This window comes from Thioalkalivibrio nitratireducens DSM 14787 (assembly GCF_000321415.2).
Classification (GTDB): domain Bacteria; phylum Pseudomonadota; class Gammaproteobacteria; order Ectothiorhodospirales; family Ectothiorhodospiraceae; genus Thioalkalivibrio; species Thioalkalivibrio nitratireducens.
Genome location: NC_019902.2, coordinates 3940021 through 3959571, shown reverse-complemented (window position 1 = coordinate 3959571; position 19551 = coordinate 3940021). Strand labels below are relative to the sequence as shown.

Genomic DNA, 19551 nt, shown 5'->3' with positions numbered 1-19551 from the left:
TTTACTAGCGAATCGTCCATGCCCAGATCGTCAGGCTGGTAGCTAGTGCGAAAGTCAGGCCCGAACCATACGCCCGCAGACGCTGGCGGAACAGAAGCTGGGACTCGCCGAGGGTAGACAACACCAATACGCGCTGCGTGCCATGCGTACCTCGACGCAGCAGGTGGAAAGCGTCCGGCTCAACCTCGTTGGCCAGTTCCCGCTCCACCTCGGCATGTGCGTGCGCGCGCACCGCTTCCCAGTCCTGCAGCGAAAGGCGACCGTCGCCGTCCGAATCGAACCGAGCGATGATATCCGGATCGTTCTTCCAGCGCCCGAGCAGGTCGCGCATCCGCTCGGCGCGGTCCTGACCCTGATGCTGCCGGGTGGTGAACTCGCCGAGCACCAGCAGTGCCTGCCGGTCGCTCAGGCGTTCCTCGACATAACGATAGCGCCCGGCGCGCAGCCACCCGCTGCCAGGCCCCGGGCCAAAATCTGTCAGCCGGTTCGAAGCGGTCCAGACGTCCCGCTCCGGTGCAATCACGGTGGCCCCGTCCGGGTCCACAACACACTCGCCGGTCTCGTCGCGCAGCAGGAACAGGTCGTCGGACTGACCCCTGTCGATGACCACCCGTCGGCGCTTGCTGCCCTGTCCGCGATTCTCTTCGACGCGGTAGCGGTACCAGACGCAGCGGTGCCCGGTCAGGGGGGCGCGGATTTCCGGACCCGGCAGCCAGCCCGCGGCGCCTTCCAGCTGCACGAAGCCCTGCGCTGCAGAGCGGATCCGTGCCGTCGGAGTATCCGCAACGAGCCGCAGGAGCCGGCTGTAGCGTAGAAAGCCGTAGAGCCCGGCCGCGGCCGCCACGCCCAGCGCAACCAGCGCCAGGGTGAACTCCGGGCCCTCCGCGAGCTGGAGCCATTGCCTCAGGTCCGCCAGCATGGGATTGCGTGTCCGGACCGCAGCGCTCAGTTGCGGAACAGCGCCGCCACGTCGACGTCGCGGATCTCGGAAGGATCGAACTGGAGCAGTTCGAACGCGGTGAACCCGAGCAGGCGCGCGACCAGCACGTCGGGAACCTGCGCGATACGCACGTTATTCCGGTTCACCGCCGCATTGTAGAACTCCCGGCGGTCGGCAATTGCGTTCTCGAGCCCGGAGATGCGTCGTGCGAGCTGGTTGAAGGCCTCGTTTGCGCGCAGTTCGGGATAGGCCTCGGCCACCGCGAAGAAATGGCCCAGGCCCAGCCGAATCTCGTTCTCGGCGGCCCCCAGTGCCTCCATATCACCTTCGCGCTGGGCGGTCTCGGCCCGGTTGCGAGCCTGGGTGACGCGCTCGAGCGTCTCCTGCTCGTAACCCATGTATTGCCGAGCGACCGCGACCAATTTGGGTAATTCGTCATTGCGCTGTTTGAGCAGCACGTCGATGTTGGCCCACGACTGTGCAACCGCGTGCTTGACCGCAACCAGCGCGTTGTAGATCACGGTGCCATAGAGAACGACCGCGATCAGGGCGACCAGAAGGACGATCGTTCCCAGGCCCATGAGCCCCCCTGCTTCCGAAACCGCGAGCCGCGGTATCGCCAGTGTTCAAACCCATTGCCGGGCTGCGCCGTGCAGCCGGCACCCCACCCGTCAGACGTCGACATTCTCCGCGCTGAGGGCGCGCGCTTCGATGAATTCCCGACGCGGTTCGACTTGGTCGCCCATCAGCGTGGTGAAGACCTCGTCGGCACGGATCGCATCCTCGATGCGAACCTGCAGCAGGCGGCGGGACTCGGGGTTCATCGTGGTCTCCCAGAGCTGATCGGGGTTCATCTCCCCGAGCCCCTTGTAGCGCTGCACACTCAGGCCGCGGCGCGCCTCGTTGAGCAACCAGGTCATCGCATCGGGGAACGATTCGATCACGTGTTTGCGTTCGCCGCGCTGGATGTAGGCCCCGTCCTCGAGCAGGCCGTGCAGCGTCTCGCTCATGTCCAGCAGCGCACGGAAGTCGCGTGAATCGAGGATCTCGTCGGTAATGTATTGCGAAAACGGCGCGCCGTGTTCGATGCGGTCCAGGCTCAGCTGGGCAACCCCGTCGAGTTCGCTCAGGGAACCAAGGCTGTATCGCGTTGCGCCCGCGCGCTCGCTGGACAGTTGAGCAAGCAGTGCTGCGAACCACTGTTGGACCTCGGAATTGGTGATCGTCCGGGGCTCCGGCATCGGATCGGCGTCGAACATCGCGCGCAGAATCCTGGGATCGTACAGACGGCCCAGGCGCTCCAGTGCGCGGTCGACCTTCTGATAGCCCTGGACGAGCCGCTCGAAAGCCTCGGGCGCGACCGGCGGGGCATCGGGCGAAACGTGCAGGCGTGCACCGTCGAGCGCAAGCGACAGCAGGATTTCCTGCATCTCGGCCTCGTCGCGCACGTACTGTTCACGCTTGCCACGCTTGATCTTGTACAGAGGCGGCTGCGCAATGTAGACGTGTCCCAGCTCGATCAGCTCGCGCATCTGCCGGAAGAAGAAGGTCAACAGCAGGGTGCGGATGTGCGAGCCGTCGACGTCGGCATCGGTCATGATGATGATGCGGTGATAGCGCAGCCGGTCGGGATTGTAATCCTCCTTGCCGATTCCGCAGCCGAGGGCGGTGATCAACGTGCCGACTTCGGCCGAGCTCAGCATCCGGTCGAACCGGGCACGCTCGACGTTCAGGATCTTGCCCTTCAGCGGCAGGATCGCCTGAAAATGTCGATCCCGACCCTGCTTCGCGGAACCGCCCGCAGAGTCGCCCTCGACCAGAAACAGCTCGGATCGCGCCGGATCCTTTTCCTGGCAGTCCGCAAGCTTTCCCGGCAGACCGGCGATATCGAGTGCCCCTTTGCGGCGGGTGACCTCGCGCGCACGGCGAGCGGCTTCCCTTGCGCGGGCGGCATCGATGACCTTGCCAGTAATCACCTTGGCTTCGGACGGGTTCTCGAGCAGGAAATCGCTCAGCACGTCGCTGACGACGTTGTCGACCAGCGGCTTCACCTCGGACGAGACCAACTTGTCCTTCGTCTGCGAGGAGAACTTCGGGTCGGGCACTTTTACCGACAATACAGCGGTGAGGCCCTCGCGCATGTCATCGCCGGCGGTCGAGATCTTCGCGCGTTTCAGCAGCCCCTCGCGCTCAAGGTACTGGTTGATCGTACGCGTCAGCGCCGCCCGGAAACCGGCCAGATGGGTACCGCCATCACGCTGGGGAATGTTGTTGGTGTAGCAGAAGAGGTTTTCCTGGTAGGAGTCGTTCCACTGCAGCGCGACTTCCACGGTGTAGTGGTCGCGAGTCTGGTCGGAATAGATCACCGTGGGATGAAGCGCGGTTTTCTTCTGGTTCAGGTGTGCGACGAAGGCGCGGATTCCCCCCTCGAAGCGGAAGACATCCTCGCGGTTATCGCGTTGATCCTTCAGGCGGATGCGCACGCCCGAGTTGAGAAAGGACAGCTCGCGCAGTCGCTTCGCCAGGATTTCGTAATGAAACTCGATATTGGTGAAGGTCTGGGCGCTGGGACGAAACCAGATCGTCGTGCCGGTTCGGTCGGTTTCACCGGCCTGCGCGAGCGCAGCATCGGGAACGCCATGACGGTAGGTCTGCTGGTAGACACGCCCGCTGCGGTGGATTTCCAGGCGCAGCTCCTCCGACAACGCGTTGACCACCGAGACACCGACACCGTGTAGGCCGCCGGAAACCTTGTAGGAGTTGTTGTCGAACTTACCACCGGCGTGCAGGACGGTCATGATCACCTCGGCGGCGGACTTGCCCTCTTCCGGGTGCAGGTCGACCGGGATCCCACGACCGTTGTCAGTCACGCTGATCGCGTTGTCCTCGTGAATGGTGACATCGATTGCGGTGCAGTAGCCGGCGAGCGCCTCGTCGATCGAATTGTCGACGACCTCGAAGACCATGTGGTGCAAACCGGTGCCATCATCGGTATCACCGATGTACATGCCCGGTCGCTTGCGGACCGCATCGAGTCCCTTCAGGACCTTGATCTGGGTGGAGTCGTAGACGCTTGGGGAGAGATTCGGATCTGGCGTGGACATGAGGCGTTGTACTCGATCGATAGGCGCACAGTATAGCCGAAAGGGGCCGGACTCGGAGCGAAGGGCTTTGAGGCGTTGGGCGGGGATCAGTGGATGGATGGAGTGGTCCGTTTCACCTTCCGTGATTTCCGCGTTCTTCCGTGGCTGGATATTCACGCTAACTGTCATGCCGCCGGGCGCGCGGCACCCCCGATGATGAAAGATAATGGGCGTGCTGTCGCGTCGGGCTGAGGTCGCGATAATTCTTGATGGCGCCTGACCGCGCACGCTAACTCGACCCGCTGCCCTTCACTCGTACCCCGGATTGCCTGGCATGGCCTGGAAGGGTCATGGACAGCGCACGCTAAAAGAGCCGTCGAGTCCCGACAGGCCGTTGAAGGACGGCGCCCTTGGCGACAGCACATCGTGAAGGATAGTGCGTTTGCCCGAGGAGGTCAGCATGGACATTACCCCGATTCACCGGCGCGTTGTCGGTCTGGATGTGGCACCAGAGCAAGATCACGGCCCTGTGCGCTGATCGAGCAGCCCGATGGCAGTGTGGCGGTGGAGCACCGGGAGTTTGGTGGTTTCAAGCGCGATCGGCGGGCGTTGGCCGAGTGGGTTCGCGGGTTTGACCCCGAGGTCGTGGTGATGGAGAGCACTGGGATCTACTGGAAGAGCCCCCTATGCGGCCCTTGAGCGTGTGGGCGTCATGGCCTGGGTGGTCAATGCCCGTCACGCCCGAAACGTGCCTGGCCGCAAGACCGACCTCTCCGATGCCCAGTGGCTGGCCACGCTGGCCCGTGCCGGTCTGCTGCGGGCTTCGTTCATTCCTCCGGCCGAGATCCGCCATCTGCGCCTGATCGCCCGGCAGCGCCAGAAGCTGGTCGGGATGCTGGCCGCGGAGAAGAACCGGCTGCACAAGGTGCTGACCGATGCCGGGATTCGCCTGAACGTGCTGGTCTCCGACGTACACGGCGCGTCGGCACGGGCCATGATCAAGGCCCTGCTCGCCGATGCCCCCATGCACGCAATCCTCGACCTCGCCGGCCGCCTGCGGGCTTCCCGCGAAGAACTGTTCGAAGCCCTGCAACCGGAGGAACTGAGCACCAGGCACCGCTTCGTGCTCAACGAGGTTCTGGCGCACATCGAGTACCTCGAGGCCATGATCGCCCGCTTCGAACAGGAACTGCTTGCGGGTCTGGCCCCCTGGGAGCCGCAGGTGTGCCTGCTGGAACCGTGCCCGGCATCGACCGCATTGGCGCCGCCATGCTGCTCGTCGAAATCGGCACCGACATGGCGAGCTTCGGCAACGCGGAACGCCTGGCTTCCTGGGTCGGCATCTGCCCCGGCAACCACGAGAGCGCCGGTAAACGCAAGAGCGGACGCACGCGCAAGGGCAACGCCTGGGTCCGTCGCCTGCTGTGCGAGTTCGCGCAAGCCGCCTCCCGCACCCGCTGTGCGCTCAAGGACAAGTTTTCGGCCTTGTCCATCCGCAAGGGACACAAGCGCTCCATCGTGGCCCTGGCGCACAAGCTCCTGCGCATCGTCTACGCCCATGCTCAATCATGCGGCCCCCTACCCAGGATCGCACCGTCGATTACGAGGCTCTCGTCGTGCAGCGCAACGCGCCGCGCTGGCTGAAGATGCTGGAAAAGCACGGCTATCTCACCGCCACCTGAGCCGCCACACAGGCTCTTCGAGTCCCGCAAGCAGGCATTTGCGCACCGGCATGCGTCACGCCAGAATCTCGCTCGCCCCAACGTCAGGTTCTTTCACGCTAAGGGCTTCGCTTCTCGCGATGACGGTGGTTTCGATGACGGCCCGTTCCAATTTGGGGAGCTTCCGTGATAATCAGGAACAAGTTTGAAAGGCGCCATCGGCGTGGAACCGGCGTCGGTCGGACCGGCAGCGCGCAACTCGCTTCCGTACTGGGAACCGGTGACAGCGTCTTTACCGGGTGTTGGCGGTGTCAGATGGTGCTGCGAGCGTACGACGCTGTCGCGCCCTGCAGCGCGGGGGAGAACGAGAAAACCGGAGCTGGGACAGCACGGCATGGTGGCGGCCACGCGCGTGCCCAGCGTTCAGTCGCCTGGCACGTGTGATCGCAGCAGCGTGCCCTGTTTCACGTGAAACATCTCCGCGCCGCGATACCGGCTCGCGGTTCGCAACGCCCATTTCAGATCCACCGTGGTTGCCAGGCATTGCCACTGAAGCACGGCGATCGCATCCATCAGACCGCCCAGGCCCGCCTCGTCCATCTCGGCCACCGCGTCGTCCAGCAACAGCAATGGTGCAGCCCCCCCGGGACCGATCCCGACCAGCAACAGCCCCTGGGCAATCACCAGCACATTCAGTACCCGCTTCTGCTCTCCCCGCGACGCCTCACGGATCAGGCGCCCGCCCACCCGGATTTCGAGGTCGGCCTTCTGTGGCCCTGACTGACCGAACCCACGCTCCAAGTCACTCGACCGCGAACGGGCATACGCATCGCTCAGTGTTTCGTTCTCCGGCCACCCTTGTCGGAACGTCAGTTCGATCGCTCCGGCCAGCCCCTGCCGGAGTCCGCAGCTCGCCGCATCCGCAAGGTGGTGCCGCAGTTGCGCGACCACTGCCGCTCGCATTTCGGTCAAGCGGGTTCCTGCGTCGGCAGCGATCGCCTCGAAACGTGCCGCCGTCCGTGTGTCCTGTTGTCGCAGCGCCGCATTGCGCTGTTCATGGGCGCGACGCCAGGTCATCCACTGCTGCACGAAGTCTGCATGCAGATAGAAACTCCCCCAGTCCAGCAACCGCCGCCGCTCTTCCGGGGCACCGGCAAGGAGTTCGAACGACCCGGCGTGGACGCTCAGGAGCGGCATCCGCCTGGCGATCTCCCAATGGCCCTCGAGCCATTGTCCGTTCAAACGTGACCGACGTTGCCCCTTCCATTCCACGCCGGCCCACGATCGGCCGTGTATGGAATCCCATAGCTCGCCCGCGACCGAGAATGCCCCAAACCCGCTCCGGGCGACGCGCGCCAGGCGATGGGTACGGAACGACCGCCCGAGTGCCAGCACGTGACACGCCTCGAGCAGCGAGGTCTTCCCCGAGCCATTGGCACCGACGATCAGGTTGAGTTCGTTGCCGAACCGGATACGGGTTTCCTGCAGATTCCGCACGTCCCGCGTCCAGAGTTCGACCAACATCGCTTACCCACCAGCTCAGGCCCAAGGGACCCCATGAACGGAATCTGGATCCGGCCTTCTTGTTCCATGGGGATCCATCCCACTCGCTAGGATTTCCCATCCGGATTATCCCGGAAGCTCCGCGGAGAGTGAAACACCCCGCGACGTCGGTCGTCATTGCAAGCGTGCCGCTAATGCGCGTAGCGCGTTGAACAGCCGAACGCTAACTTTCATGGCCAGCGGCCACCCTGCAAGACAAAAAAGCGAGCCACGGAAAGCACCGACAGACACGGAACAAGGTTCCGGATAATCCCGGAAGCTCCGCAAATTGGAACAGGCCGTCATCGCGAGGAGCGAAGCCTTTAGCCGCGAGCGCAGCGTGGCGTCGTGCTCACGGTCGCGTTGGGTTCTGCCTGTTCAGAATTGTGCAGCTTCCGTGATCATCAGGTTACGCATTGGCGCCCCTGACCGGAGCCACGACGGTGGGGTACTCCCCGACTGCCACCGGCACGTGCTGCCGCTCCTGTCCGGCACCCCATCGCGCGAACGCGGTCCCGATCCGGAGGCACCGAATCGGCCCCGCGCTCAGCGACTATGACACGCCCATCGAGCCTCGGCCTCGGCCATCAGAGCCGCATCGGCATCACGACGTACCGTGCCCGATCGACGGGCTCTGAGCGGATCAGCGCGGATGAACCGCCGTCGCGCATATCGATCCGAATCTGTTCGGCATCGATCGCGTTCAGTACATCCTGAAGGTAAATGAGATTGAAACCGATCTCGATCTCCTCTCCCTGATACTGCGCCGGCAGTTCTTCCTCCGCCTCTTCCCGTTCCGCGTTGTGCGTCACCACGCGGCAGCCATCGGGATGGGCGATCAATCGAACTCCCCGGTATTTCTCGCTCGTCACGATCGCGACCCTCGCCAACGCCTGCCGGAACACCTCGCGTTCGACGACCAGATTCCCCGGAAGGTCGACCGGAATGACCCGTTCGTAATCCGGAAAACGGCCGTCGATCACCTTGCTCGTCAAGCGGGCGACCCCGAAATCGAACGCGACCTGCCCGGGAGCGAATCCGACTGCCACCGGCGTTTCGTCATCGAGAAGATTGCGTCGCAACTCCTGCACCGTCTTGCGAGGCACGATGCATTCCTGCTCGACGCCGAGCGGCGTCTCCAGGTCCGCCTCGCTGACCGCCAGCCGATGCCCGTCGGTCGCCACCGCTCTGAGCGTGTCGCCCTGCGCGACGAGCAATAGCCCTTGCAGGTAGTAGCGCACATCCTGCTGGGCCATCGAAAACATGGTCGCCTCGATCAACCGCCGCAGCAGTCGTTGCGGCATCTCGACCCAGTGTTCGATCGATTCCAGTTCCCATTCCGGGTAATCGGCCCCGGGCAGCGTCGCGAGACTGAACCGGGATGCTCCGAACCCGACACTCAGGTGATCTCCTTCTACCCGTGCCTGAATCGTCGATTCCGGCGGAGCCGCACGCACGATGTCGAGAAGCTTTTTGACCGCCACAGTGACATCGACTCCGGGACTGATTTCGCCGGCGCTCGTCGCCTTCCACGCGAGCTCGAGGTCGGTGGTGTCGAGCTGGATGCCTTCGCCGCCCGCGCGTATGCGGACGTTGCCCAGGATCGGCATCGTCAGCCGCTTTTCCGCGGCACCGACGATGCGCTGCAGCGTCTCGGTCATGGTGTCCCGGGAGAAGGATAGGTCCATGTCGGCGGTCCCTTATGATGATCTAGATATTTAAAGACAGTAGTAATAAGCAAACGGAAAACAGGCGATCCGTATGGAAGATTTCTCGCATTTTCAATTACTTATTCTTATTTTTGCTTCTGGGAACCTTGGTTCTTCCTGTGTTCACCCTGTGGATAAACCGCGACGAATTTTTCCGTTTCCGATCGCGGCGTATCCACGCACACGTTATCCACAGCGTCTCAACTGCTCAGTGTGCGTAACAGGTTCTTGTAGTCACTATCCACGTTGGCATCGCCTTCGCGCAGTTCCGCCACCTTGCGACAGGCATGCAGCACGGTGGTGTGGTCGCGCCCGCCGAAGGCCTCCCCGATTTCCGGGAGGCTGTGCTGAGTCAGTTCCTTCGACAATGCCATCGCGATCTGACGCGGACGCGTGATCGATCGGCTCCTGCGCGCGGAATGGAGGTCGCTGACCTTGACCCGGTAGTAGTCGGCCACGGTTTTCTGGATGTTTTCCAGCGTGATCAGTTTGCTCTGCACGGCGAGTAGATCGCGCAGCGCGTCCTTCGCGAAGTCGACGGTGATCGCCTTCCCCGTGAAATGCGCATTGGCAATCACCCGGCGCAGCGAGCCCTCGAGCTCGCGTACGTTCGAGCGAATGCGCTTGGCCATGAAGAACGCGACCTCACTCGGCAGCTCGACCCCCGCCTGCTCGGCCTTGCGCTGCAGGATCGCGACCCGAGTCTCGAGCTCGGGTGGCTCGATCGCGATCGTCAGGCCCCACCCGAACCGGGAGCGCAGGCGTTCCTCGAGGCCTTCCACTTCCTTGGGATAGCGGTCGGAGGTCAGGATGATCTGCTGTTGCCCTTCGAGCAGCGCGTTGAAAGTGTGAAAGAATTCCTCCTGCGAGCGCTCCTTGCCCGCAAAGAACTGGATGTCATCGATCAGCAACGCGTCCGCGGTGCGGTAGTGCTGCTTGAAGTCGTCGATCGCGTTGTGCTGCAGGGCCTTGATCATGTCGGCCACGAAACGCTCGGAATGCAGATAGATCACGCGCCCTTTCGGAATCCGTTCCAGGATCCGGTGCCCGATCGCGTGCATCAGATGCGTCTTGCCCAGGCCGACGCCGCCGTATACGAATAGCGGGTTGTAGGCCACGCCGGGGTTGGATGCGACCTGCAGGCTTGCAGCCCGTGCCAGCTGGTTGGACTTGCCTTCGACGAAGGTCTCGAACGTGAATGCGGGGTTCAGGTTGGAGACCGGGCCGCTGGGGCGCAACGGCGCTGGAGAACGCGACGGGCGCTCGGCCTGCGATGGAGCGCCCGCTTCCGGCCCGCCGATCCCCAGCACGACCTGCCAGCGCGATTCGCCGTTCCCGAGCTCGTCGACCGTGCCCTTGATTGCGGGCAGGAAATGATCACGGACGTGTTCAAGCACGAATTGGTTCGGCGCAAGCAGGCGCAGGTAGCCATCGGCCTCCTGTGCGTGCAATGGCCGCAGCCAAGTATTCAGCTGCTGCTCGGAGAGTTTCCCCTGCAAGCGATCCAGACAGGCTGACCACAGGGTATTCGGTGACACGCACTGACTCCGGGGAGAGAGACCACCGCCAGAGTCTACGCGCAACGCCTCCCGGGGTGCCAGCGGCCCCGGCGGCATCCACTCGTGCCGTCGCCCGGACGCCGGAGGATTGACTTTGGGGCGCCGCACGGGTAGCGTTCAGCGCCCGATAACGTTTTGAATTCCGGAAACTCGTCATGAAGCGCACATTCCAGCCCAGTCGCCTCCATCGCGCCCGTACCCACGGGTTTCGCGCGCGCATGGCCACTCGCTCCGGTCGCCGGGTGATCAACGCCCGCCGCGCCAAGGGCCGCAAGCGCCTCTGCCCGTAAGCAGCGCGTCCTCGTTGTGCCCGCCCAGGCGTGCACGCCGTGAGCGGGCCAGCTCCGACGCCGGGGGACCGTTTTCCCCGTAGCCTGCGCCTGCTCGACGGCCGCGCGTTCCAGCGCGTGTTTGCCCGCGCCCGCCGCATCCCGGGCCGGCGCTTCATGCTGTTGTACCGGGTTTGCGCACCGCCGCTCGATCATCCCCGGCTCGGGCTTGCGATCTCGAAGAAGCACGCCCGGCGCGCGGTGGACCGCAACCGGATCAAGCGCGTCGCCCGGGAGGCGTTTCGCGCGCGCCGTCGGTCACTGATCGCGGTGGACATCGTCGTGCTGTCCCGCGCCGGGATCGCCGATGCAGGCTCCCGGGAATTGCGCGCGGAACTCGACCAGTTGCTGGAGCACGTGAAATGATCCGGACCCTGATCCTGATGCCGATCCGGCTGTACCAGTACGCGATCTCGCCCTTCATGGCGCCGCATTGCCGGTATTATCCCAGCTGCTCCGAGTACACCGCCGAGGCCGTCTCCCGCCACGGGGCTCTGCGCGGGCTCTGGCTGGGGGTCCGGCGGGTCTCGCGCTGCCACCCCTGGTCGGAAGGCGGCTACGATCCCGTGCCGGAGACGACCCCGACCCACGAATCCCGGAAGTAACCGACCTCATGGAAAACCTGCGTCCCATCCTCTGGCTGTCCCTGGCATTTGTCCTGTTCCTGATGTGGCAGGCCTGGAACCAGGACTATGGGGTTCGACCGGAACCCCCGCGCGCGGTCGATCCGACCGCCGAGGAGACCGAGTTGCCCCCGGAAGACGTGCCCGAGGCCCCGGTCGCGGACGCGGATGCCCTGGATCCGGGCGCGATCCCGGAGGCCCTTCCGGAACCGACCCGGCGCCACGTGACGGTACGCACCGATCTGCTTGATCTCGCCATCGACACCCGCGGTGGCACGCTGGTCCGCGCCGATCTGCTCGAATACCCGGTCGATCTCGGCGAGCCATCGGTGCCGGTGCGCCTGTTCGACGAGCGCGTGCGTGGCTACGTCGCGCAGAGCGGCCTGACGCACGACCGCGTCGCCGATATCGACGCGGCGGCGCGTGCGCCTTCGCATCATGCGGAATTCCGGGTCGACGGCGATCGCTTCGAGATGATCGAGGGCCAGGACACGCTGCGGGTGCCGATGACCTGGACTTCCGACGACGGCACGGTCCGGGTGACGAAGACGTTCGTGTTCCAGCGCGGCACCCACCTGTTCGAGGTCGAGCACCGGATCGAGAATCTGGGTGACCAGCCCTGGATCGGCCGCCAGTACCGCCAGCTCCGCCATGGCCCGACCCCGTCGCGCGCGTCGTTCTTCCTGTATACCTTCACCGGTGCGGCCTACTTCGACGGGCGCTACAACAAGGAGAGCTTCGAATCGCTGCGCGATTCGCCGATCGAGCAGCGCCTGCAGGGCGGCTGGATTTCGGTCATCGAGCACTATTTCATGTCCGCCTGGGTACCGGGCGAGGACGAGGTCAACTCGATGTACGCGCGCGCGGTACCGGGTGCCGCCGGGACCGAGTACCTGATCGGCCTGCATTCGGAGCCGCTGACGGTTGCGCCCGGAAACGCGGGCGAGTTCCGTACCCGCATGTGGGTGGGTCCGAAGACCCAGGCCGAGCTGCGCGAGATCGCGCAGGGGCTGGAACTGACGGTCGATTACGGCATCTTCACGTTCCTCGCCAAGCCGCTGTTCTGGTTGCTGCGGGTAATTCACGACTTCGTCGGTAACTGGGGCTGGTCGATCGTATTCCTGACGATCCTGATCAAGCTGGCGTTCTTCCACCTGTCGGCAACCAGCTACCGCTCGATGGCCAAGATGCGCGCGGTGGCCCCGAAACTGCAGGCGCTGAAGGAGCGCTACAAGGACGACAAACAGCGCATGAATACCGCGCTGATGGAGCTGTACAAGAAGGAGAAAATCAATCCGCTCGGCGGCTGCCTGCCGATCCTGGTGCAGATCCCGGTGTTCATCGCGCTGTACTGGGTGCTTCTCGAGAGCGTCGAGCTGCGCCAGGCGCCGTGGTGGCTCTGGATCCAGGATCTGTCGACGCGGGATCCGTACTTCATCCTGCCCGTCCTGATGGGCCTGACGATGATCATCCAGTACAAGCTGAACCCGCCGCCGATGGATCCGATCCAGAAAAAGATCTTCATGGCGCTGCCGGTGGTGTTCACTGTGTTCTTCGCGTTCTTCCCCGCCGGGTTGGTGCTCTACTGGTTCACTAACAACCTGTTCTCGATCGGCCAGCAGTACGTGATCACGCGCAAGATCGACGCCGCCGGCGGCAAGAAGGACTGATCCGGTGGCCGGCGGCGCGGACACCATCGTCGCCGTCGCCACCCCGCCGGGAGTCGGCGGCATCGGCGTGTTGCGCCTGTCGGGTCCGCGGGCGCGTGTCGTGGCCGAGGCCATCGCCGGGCCGCGGCTCCCGGTGCGCTGCGCCAGCCACCGCCGCCTGCGCACCGCAGACGGGGCGGTCGTCGACGACGGTCTCGTGCTGTTCTTTCCCGAACCCGCGTCCTACACCGGCGAGGATGTCGTCGAACTGCAGGGCCACGGCAGCCCGGTGCTGCTGCAGCAGCTCCAGGACGCGGCATTGCAGCTCGGTGCGCGCCTGGCCCGTCCCGGGGAGTTCACCGAACGCGCCTTTCTGAACGACCGGATGGACCTGGCCCAGGCCGAAGCGGTCGCCGACCTGATTCATGCGCAAACCGCGGCCGCGGCACGACTCGCGCGCAGCAGCCTCGACGGCGCGCTCGCGCGCGAACTCGAGCCGGTGGCTGCCGAGATCCGCGCGCTGCGCGTGCTGATCGAGGCCGAGATCGATTTCGGCGAGACCGATCTCGAATCCACCGCCGCCGCCGATGTGGCTACACGCGCGGCCGTCCTCGCGGCCTCGATCGACGACCTGGTCGTGCGGCTGCGCCCGATGCGCGTGTTCGGTACCGGGCTGCGGCTTGCGCTGGTCGGGGCCCCCAACGTGGGCAAGTCCAGCCTGATGAACCGGCTCGCCGACGCCGACGTCGCGATCGTCACCGAGGTTCCCGGCACGACCCGCGACGTACTGCGCGCCCCGATCGCGATTGACGGCATTCCGGTAGAACTGATCGACACTGCCGGCCTGCGCGAAAGCGACGACGCGGTCGAGCGCATCGGCATTGAGCGCGCGCGCGGCGCCGCGGCGTCCGCCGACATCATCGTCGAGATTCTCGACCTGACGCGTCCCGCCGCACGAGCCCCACTGCCGGACCTGCCGGGGATTCCCGTGCTGCAGGTCTGGAACAAGGCCGATCTGATGCCCGGTGCGGGCGGCGAGGGCCTGCGGGTTTCCGCAGTCTCCGGTGAGGGAGTCGACACACTGCGTGCGGCGGTTCGCGCCGAGCTTGGTCTGGGCGATTCCGGCGAGCAGCGTTTCAGCGTCCGCAGCCGCCACCTCGAAGGCCTGTCGGCCGCAGTTGCCTGCCTGCGCCGGATCCACGCCGGCGTCGCGCCCGATCTGATCGCCGAGGAACTGCGGCTGGCCGAACGCGCACTCGAAGCACTGCTTGGCCGCGGTGATCACGAGGAGCTGCTCGGCGCGATCTTCGCCGGATTTTGCATCGGCAAGTAAGCTGGGATCTGTCGCCAGACACTGCTGCAGCGGCCGCGCCCACTCGTTATAGTCGGGCTCTCGATCAACTCCCCGGCTCGATCGATGGTTGGGAAAATTCTGGACGTCTTATGCTCTCGCGAGTACCATCGAACCTGCGTCCAGGACTTGAACTGGCACCGGTCGGGTCCCGGCGCAGGTATCCGTACCGAACCATGTCCGGCCGGATACGCGGGTCCCGCCCGGTGCCGCAGAGCACAGCCTGAGGACTGGCGATGGATGACACGCTGCAACGCCTGCTCGACGCCGAAACGAAGGCGGAGACCTTGGCCCGGGAGGCCGAGGAGGCGCATGAGCGAACCCTTCGCGAGGCCACCGCCGAGGCACACGAGCTCGACGATGCGTTTTCCTCGCGCATTCCCGACCTTCAGCGCGCCTGGACCACACGTGCGGAGGAACGTGCCGCCAAAGCGATCGCCGAGATCGAGCGCCGCTACAACGAACGGCACGAGCGCTTGCGCGACCTTGCCGAGGAACGCGAGGAGGAGGCTCTGAGCGCGGCCTTCGAGGTGTTGATCGATCCCAGCCTGTGAAGCCCATTCACCGCACCCGCGACCTCCGCGGGGACGAGGCCCCCAGTCCATGACCAGCGCAGCCCATAACGCCTACCTGAACACACGGGTGGCGGCTAAGGCAACGCAGTTGTTCTCACTCGACGACGTCCGCCGGTTCTCCCTTCTGAGCCTCGGCGAGATCGCGCAGGAGTTCGTCCTGGGTTCAATCCTGGAAGAGACGGGCAGCGCCCGGGCCAAGGGCCGGGCGGTCGAGCAGGCACTGATCCAGGTGCTGCTCGAGGAGCTGGCGCAGCTGGTGCGCCCGATGAACCACGAGGAACGAGGTCTGGTTCTCGCCTGGGCGCGCAAGTTCGCGCTGTTCAATCTGAAGACGCTGCTGCGTGGAAAGATCCGGCAGCTCGACCCGCAGGAGATTCGAGAGAACCTCTACGACCTGCCGCCGCAGGTCCGGCTGTCGAACGAAGACTTGTTCCGGGTGGAGAGCGCGGTCGAACTGCTGCGCTGCCTGGAAGGTGGTCCGCTGACCTTGCTCGCGCGCCAGGCCCGGGAAATCTACGAAAAGCGCCAGGAGTCGTTTGCGCTCGAGGCGGCGATCGACCAGCGCTATTACGCGGAACTGGCGCGACGGGTCGCGCGCCTGGGCGACGGCAAGGCGGCGCGTCAGATGCGCGTGCTGATCGGTTCGCTGGTCGACCACGCGAACGTGCTTTGGCTGCTGCGTTTCCGGTTCGCCTACCGGCTGTCGCCGTCGGAAACCTTCTATCAGTTGGTGCCATCGCCTCATCTGCTGTACCGGCAGCGGCTGCTGGACCTGGTTTCCCTGGACGACGAGGTGAAGGTGATCGCCGCGCTTCCGGGATCGCTGCGCGAGGTGCTGACCGGCTCCGGCAACCTGATGGAGATCCAGCGTCGCCTGGGCATGCACGGATCCGAGATCGCCCGCGACGTGCTGCGCCACGGCGAGTGCGGCCTCGCGCGCGCACTGGCCTACCTGATGCTGCGCGAGACCGACCAGCGGGTGGTATTCACGGTGGTGCAGAGCCAGCTGTTGAATCTTCCTGCCTACTACGTCGAACTCGCCCTCGGCCTGCAGCCTTCGATCTGCGTCCACCAGTGGCAGGAGGCGGCATGAATCCCGACGCCAGCGGGTGGCGGCCGCGCGAGAAGGAGATGCCGTGCTGAAGCCGAGACCGATGCGCCACGTGCGCCTGCTGGTACTGCGCGAGGACCTCCCGCAGGCCTCGCTGACGCTGGCCGATACCGAAAGCTTCCACCCCGACCCGCGGGCGCCACAGGAACAGCGCCTGACGCCGCTCGAGGACTGCCGCTACCAGAAACTGTACCAGCAGGCCCGCTCACGGCTCGACAAGATCCGGCAGGTGATCCCCGTCCCCGACGCGGATCTCCGCGAGATCCGCGTCGTTCCGCTCGAGGAACTGAGCGAAACCAACGCCTGGCTGGGCGAGGCCTGGGAAAGTTGCCTGCAACACCAGGAACGCTCCCGGAAGCTCGCCGAGCAGGCGCGTCTGCTCGAGGAGCAGGAGGCGGCGCTCGCGAACTTCTCTGAGCTGCACGTCGATCTTGGCGCGCTTCGGGCCCACAAGCGCTTTCTGGACCTCTTCATCGGTGTGGTCCCACGCGAAAACGTCGATCGCCTGCAGGGTGCGCTGGGACTCGCGGGACACCTGCTGTTCAAGTATATGGAACGCGGCGGCAACGCCCATGTGGTGATCGCCGGGCCCGCGGGGGAGCGCGAAACCGAGCTGCAGTCGCTGCTCGCGACTGCGGGCTTCACCGCGATCCCGTTGCCACAGGGGCTCGACGATTCCCCGGAGGCTATTCAGGCCGAGCAGCGCGCCGAGCGCGAGCATATCGAGCGGGCGCGCCGGGAGCTCGAACAGGAAGTCGAGGCCTGCGCCGCATCGTTCCGCGACCGGCTCGCCCGGGCCGAGACGGTGCTGACGCTTGCCGAGCCGTTCGTGACGCTGGACCCGGCGATCCGGAGTGCGGGACACCTTGCCTGCATTGCCGGCTGGGTTCCTGCCGAGGCGCTGCCACGTCTCGAGCGCCGCCTGGAGCAGACGCTCCCGCATCCTTTCAGCATGGAAAGTCGCAAGCCGCGTTCCGACGAGCGTCCGCTGGTGCCATCGGTACCGGTGCGTCACCGACTGCTGGCCCCGTTCGCGATGTTGGTGAAGCAGTACGGGGTACCGCGCTACGGCGAGATCGATCCCACCTTCCTGTTCACGATCACCTTCCTGCTGATGTTCGGCACGATGTTCGGCGACGTCGGCCACGGTGGCGTGCTGGCATTGCTGGCCTGGCTGTTCCGGCGCAAGCTCGGGCGCTTCTACCCCTTCGGCGTGCTGGCCGGCCTCTCGTCGGTGGTCTTCGGCTTCGTTTTCGGCAGCGTGTTCGGGTACAAGGACATCCTGCCGGCGCTGTGGATGTCGCCGCTGTACGACCCGATCCTGATGCTGCAGCTCGCGCTCGGCTGGGGCGTGCTGTTCCTCACGCTGGCGTGTTCGCTGACGATCTACAACCGCTTTGCGGTCGGCGAGCACATCGCCGCCGTGTTCGGCCATCACGGCCTGGTGAATCTGGTGTTCTACCTGGCGCTGGTCTGGGGTGGCGTGTCGCTCGGGGCCACCGGCGCGTTCGGTCTCGTTCCGGCGGCGCTGGTCATCGCTGCGCTGGCGGCGCTCGCGGTGTACAACTGGTTCCATCTCGACTCGCCGATCGGCGAGAAGATCCTGGTGGTGCTGATCGAGACCCTCGAGACCGTGATCGGCTACATCTCGAACACGCTCTCGTTCCTGCGCGTCGCCGCGTTCAGCATCAACCACGTCGCGCTGGCGATCGCGGTGCTGACGCTTGCCGGCATGATGGGCGCGGTGGGACACGTGCTGATGGTGATTTTCGGCAACATCTTCGTGATCGTGCTCGAGGGCGTGATCGTCACGATCCAGGTGATGCGTCTGCAGTATTTCGAGGGATTCTCGCGCTATTTCTCGGCCGACGGGCGGGAGTTCGCTCCGGTCCGCCTGCGCCGGCCGCCGCGGCCGGCATGAGGGATCCCATCCAGTTTCCGTTCACACAACCCGGGAGTTGATCATGTACTGGCTCGTAGGTCTCATGTCCGCCGCCATCCTCGGCCTGATTGCCGCAGGGGTGTACCTGGAGCTGCGCCCGGCGCTTTCCCCGCGCCTGCGCGAATTCTTCAAGCCCGCGCTGGCGATCCAGATGACGGTGTTCGTCGGCGCGATGTTCGGCCTGCTGGCGTTCGGTATCAACGACGCGCTGGCGCAGCCGGCCGGTGTGGACCAGGCGGTCACCGAGGTCAGTATCGGACTCGGGCTCGCGATCATCGGCGTCGGCATTCCGACCGCGCTGTCGACGATCGGCGCGGGCATCGCGGTGGGGCCGATCGGCTCAGCCGCGCTCGCCGCGATCACCGAGAAACCCGAGATGCTGGGCCGCAGCCTGATCTACATCGGTCTCGCCGAGGGCATCGCGATCTACGGCCTGGTCGTCAGTATCCTGCTGCTGAACCGGATCTGACCGGTGTCCGCCGTGACCACGGACGCGGTCCAGGTCCGCCCGACCCGGATGCTGTTTCTGGGCGAGAACAGCCTCGCGGACGGTTTCCGCCTGATCGGCTTCGAGACCATTCCCGACCCGGACGCGGCGCAGGTGAACCGTATCCTGCGTGATCTGAGCCGCTCGCGGGAGAGCGCGTTCGTCGTCGTCGACGATGCCATCATGGACTGGGATGTGCCCATGCTTGCCGAGCTTCGCCGCGAGGGCGGGCGCATCATCGTGATTTCCCTGCCCCCGCTGGCGATCAGGCCGCCACGGCTGACCAGCGATGTCGCCGCGCGGCTGCAGCGCCTGTTCGGGGCAGGCACTTTATCCGCCGGGGAACCATCGTGAATCAGGTACTGGAACTGGAGCAGGCGATTCTGGCACGGGCACAGCAGCTCGCGAGCCAGTATGCCGAGCAGGCGCAGCGGACGCGGGATTCGATCCTCCGCGAGGCCGCGGAGCGGCTGCGCCAGCGCGAACAGCGGGAAGAGACGATTGCACGCGCCCTGGCCGACCGCCACTACCGCCAGCGGGTGCAAGCCGCGGAACTGAAGCTGCAGAGTCACCTGGACCAGGTACGCTGGAACCTCGTCCGCGGCGTCGAGGCGCGCCTGGAGGACCGGATGCGCGCGTTCATCGACGACGTCGATGCCTACCGGGACTACCTGCGGGGCCTGATCCGGCGCGGCGCGGCGGAGTTGGAAAGCCCTGCGCTCACGCTGCGCGCCAACCGGGAAGACGCCGGCCGCCTGCGCGCGGACTGGGACCAGTTGCAGCAGGCCGTTCCCGGCAAGACGCTGAAGCTGTCCGACGAGCCGATCGAGACCCTCGCGGGTGTGCTGCTGGTCAGTGACGATGGCCGCATCCGGGTCGACAACACCTTCGAGGGCCGGCGGGCCCGCCTGCGTTCGCAGCTGCAGCGGGTGATTCTGGAACGACTGCTCCCGGCTTCGCTGGAATCGGCCAACCTCTTCACCGGATGAA

At 65.3% G+C, this 19551-nt stretch carries 17 protein-coding genes and 1 pseudogene; 12 read left to right on the top strand and 6 right to left on the bottom strand.

The features are described from left to right. Positions 1 to 4: 4 nt before the first annotated feature. The 3 genes from TVNIR_RS18095 to gyrB all read right to left on the bottom strand — a co-directional run bounded on the left by TVNIR_RS18095 (position 5) and on the right by gyrB (position 4044). A complete protein-coding gene (locus TVNIR_RS18095; protein ID WP_015260534.1) occupies positions 5 to 919 on the bottom strand; it encodes a hypothetical protein in 915 nt (304 codons plus the stop codon). Between the two features lie 26 nt (positions 920 to 945). Continuing rightward, entirely contained in the window at positions 946 to 1521 is a 576-nt protein-coding gene (locus TVNIR_RS18090; protein WP_015260533.1) for a LemA family protein, read from the bottom strand. A gap of 90 nt (positions 1522 to 1611) precedes the next feature. After that, on the bottom strand, positions 1612 to 4044 hold the full coding sequence (gene gyrB / locus TVNIR_RS18085) for a DNA topoisomerase (ATP-hydrolyzing) subunit B (protein WP_015260532.1): 2433 nt from the start codon (positions 4042 to 4044) through the stop codon (positions 1612 to 1614). Between the two features lie 439 nt (positions 4045 to 4483). Here gyrB and TVNIR_RS18080 point away from each other — a divergent pair. Next, a pseudogene (locus TVNIR_RS18080) lies at positions 4484 to 5705 on the top strand (IS110 family RNA-guided transposase). Between the two features lie 402 nt (positions 5706 to 6107). Here the strand turns inward: TVNIR_RS18080 and recF are convergent. The 3 genes from recF to dnaA all read right to left on the bottom strand — a co-directional run bounded on the left by recF (position 6108) and on the right by dnaA (position 10473). Further along, entirely contained in the window at positions 6108 to 7208 is a 1101-nt protein-coding gene (recF, locus tag TVNIR_RS18075; RefSeq protein ID WP_015260531.1) for a DNA replication/repair protein RecF, read from the bottom strand. 605 nt (positions 7209 to 7813) lie between these two features. Further along, a complete protein-coding gene (dnaN, locus tag TVNIR_RS18070) occupies positions 7814 to 8914 on the bottom strand; it encodes a DNA polymerase III subunit beta (protein WP_015260530.1) in 1101 nt (366 codons plus the stop codon). Between the two features lie 221 nt (positions 8915 to 9135). Continuing rightward, positions 9136 to 10473, bottom strand: coding sequence for a chromosomal replication initiator protein DnaA (gene dnaA, locus TVNIR_RS18065; protein WP_015260529.1), 1338 nt, complete (start codon positions 10471 to 10473; stop codon positions 9136 to 9138). A gap of 176 nt (positions 10474 to 10649) precedes the next feature. Between dnaA and rpmH the strand changes: the two genes are divergently transcribed. From rpmH to TVNIR_RS18015, 11 genes are all read left to right on the top strand, one after another. Beyond that, positions 10650 to 10784 (top strand): 50S ribosomal protein L34, encoded by a 135-nt coding sequence (gene rpmH / locus TVNIR_RS19425; RefSeq protein WP_015260528.1) that lies wholly within the window; start codon positions 10650 to 10652, stop codon positions 10782 to 10784. Between the two features lie 39 nt (positions 10785 to 10823). Continuing rightward, entirely contained in the window at positions 10824 to 11189 is a 366-nt protein-coding gene (rnpA, locus tag TVNIR_RS18060; protein ID WP_015260527.1) for a ribonuclease P protein component, read from the top strand. Next, positions 11186 to 11428, top strand: a complete 243-nt coding sequence (yidD, locus tag TVNIR_RS18055) for a membrane protein insertion efficiency factor YidD (protein WP_015260526.1) — start codon at positions 11186 to 11188, stop codon at positions 11426 to 11428. The genes rnpA and yidD overlap by 4 nt, the downstream gene beginning before the upstream one ends. 8 nt (positions 11429 to 11436) lie before the next feature. After that, complete coding sequence (gene yidC, locus TVNIR_RS18050) at positions 11437 to 13116, top strand: membrane protein insertase YidC (RefSeq protein WP_015260525.1); 1680 nt, start codon at positions 11437 to 11439, stop codon at positions 13114 to 13116. A gap of 4 nt (positions 13117 to 13120) precedes the next feature. Next, positions 13121 to 14428 (top strand): tRNA uridine-5-carboxymethylaminomethyl(34) synthesis GTPase MnmE, encoded by a 1308-nt coding sequence (mnmE, locus tag TVNIR_RS18045; RefSeq protein ID WP_015260524.1) that lies wholly within the window; start codon positions 13121 to 13123, stop codon positions 14426 to 14428. 254 nt (positions 14429 to 14682) lie between these two features. Further along, the gene (locus TVNIR_RS18040) at positions 14683 to 15000 is read left to right on the top strand and encodes a hypothetical protein (protein WP_015260523.1); all 318 of its coding nucleotides are present in this window, start codon (positions 14683 to 14685) and stop codon (positions 14998 to 15000) included. 49 nt (positions 15001 to 15049) lie between these two features. Next, positions 15050 to 16114: a V-type ATPase subunit gene (locus TVNIR_RS18035; RefSeq protein WP_015260522.1), complete on the top strand. Its 1065-nt coding sequence runs from the start codon at positions 15050 to 15052 to the stop codon at positions 16112 to 16114. A gap of 61 nt (positions 16115 to 16175) precedes the next feature. After that, positions 16176 to 18053: a V-type ATP synthase subunit I gene (locus TVNIR_RS18030; protein ID WP_015260521.1), complete on the top strand. Its 1878-nt coding sequence runs from the start codon at positions 16176 to 16178 to the stop codon at positions 18051 to 18053. A 43-nt stretch (positions 18054 to 18096) separates the two neighbouring features. Continuing rightward, positions 18097 to 18543, top strand: a complete 447-nt coding sequence (locus TVNIR_RS18025; RefSeq protein ID WP_015260520.1) for an ATP synthase subunit C — start codon at positions 18097 to 18099, stop codon at positions 18541 to 18543. A 3-nt stretch (positions 18544 to 18546) separates the two neighbouring features. Further along, on the top strand, positions 18547 to 18915 hold the full coding sequence (locus TVNIR_RS18020; RefSeq protein WP_015260519.1) for a V-type ATP synthase subunit F: 369 nt from the start codon (positions 18547 to 18549) through the stop codon (positions 18913 to 18915). Continuing rightward, positions 18912 to 19550 carry a V-type ATP synthase subunit E gene (locus tag TVNIR_RS18015; protein WP_015260518.1) on the top strand — a complete coding sequence of 213 codons (639 nt, stop codon included), beginning with the start codon at positions 18912 to 18914 and terminating at the stop codon, positions 19548 to 19550. Before TVNIR_RS18020 ends, TVNIR_RS18015 begins: the two co-directional genes overlap by 4 nt. Position 19551: the final 1 nt, after the last annotated feature.

Coding starts and splice junctions, on each gene's coding strand:
- TVNIR_RS18095 (WP_015260534.1), bottom strand. CDS start 919: ATGCTGGCGGACCTGAGGCAATGGCTCCAGCTCGCGGAGGGCCCGGAG.
- TVNIR_RS18090 (WP_015260533.1), bottom strand. CDS start 1,521: ATGGGCCTGGGAACGATCGTCCTTCTGGTCGCCCTGATCGCGGTCGTT.
- gyrB (WP_015260532.1), bottom strand. CDS start 4,044: ATGTCCACGCCAGATCCGAATCTCTCCCCAAGCGTCTACGACTCCACC.
- recF (WP_015260531.1), bottom strand. CDS start 7,208: ATGTTGGTCGAACTCTGGACGCGGGACGTGCGGAATCTGCAGGAAACC.
- dnaN (WP_015260530.1), bottom strand. CDS start 8,914: ATGGACCTATCCTTCTCCCGGGACACCATGACCGAGACGCTGCAGCGC.
- rpmH (WP_015260528.1), top strand. CDS start 10,650: ATGAAGCGCACATTCCAGCCCAGTCGCCTCCATCGCGCCCGTACCCAC.
- yidD (WP_015260526.1), top strand. CDS start 11,186: ATGATCCGGACCCTGATCCTGATGCCGATCCGGCTGTACCAGTACGCG.
- yidC (WP_015260525.1), top strand. CDS start 11,437: ATGGAAAACCTGCGTCCCATCCTCTGGCTGTCCCTGGCATTTGTCCTG.
- TVNIR_RS18040 (WP_015260523.1), top strand. CDS start 14,683: ATGGATGACACGCTGCAACGCCTGCTCGACGCCGAAACGAAGGCGGAG.
- TVNIR_RS18035 (WP_015260522.1), top strand. CDS start 15,050: ATGACCAGCGCAGCCCATAACGCCTACCTGAACACACGGGTGGCGGCT.
- TVNIR_RS18030 (WP_015260521.1), top strand. CDS start 16,176: ATGCGCCACGTGCGCCTGCTGGTACTGCGCGAGGACCTCCCGCAGGCC.
- TVNIR_RS18025 (WP_015260520.1), top strand. CDS start 18,097: ATGTACTGGCTCGTAGGTCTCATGTCCGCCGCCATCCTCGGCCTGATT.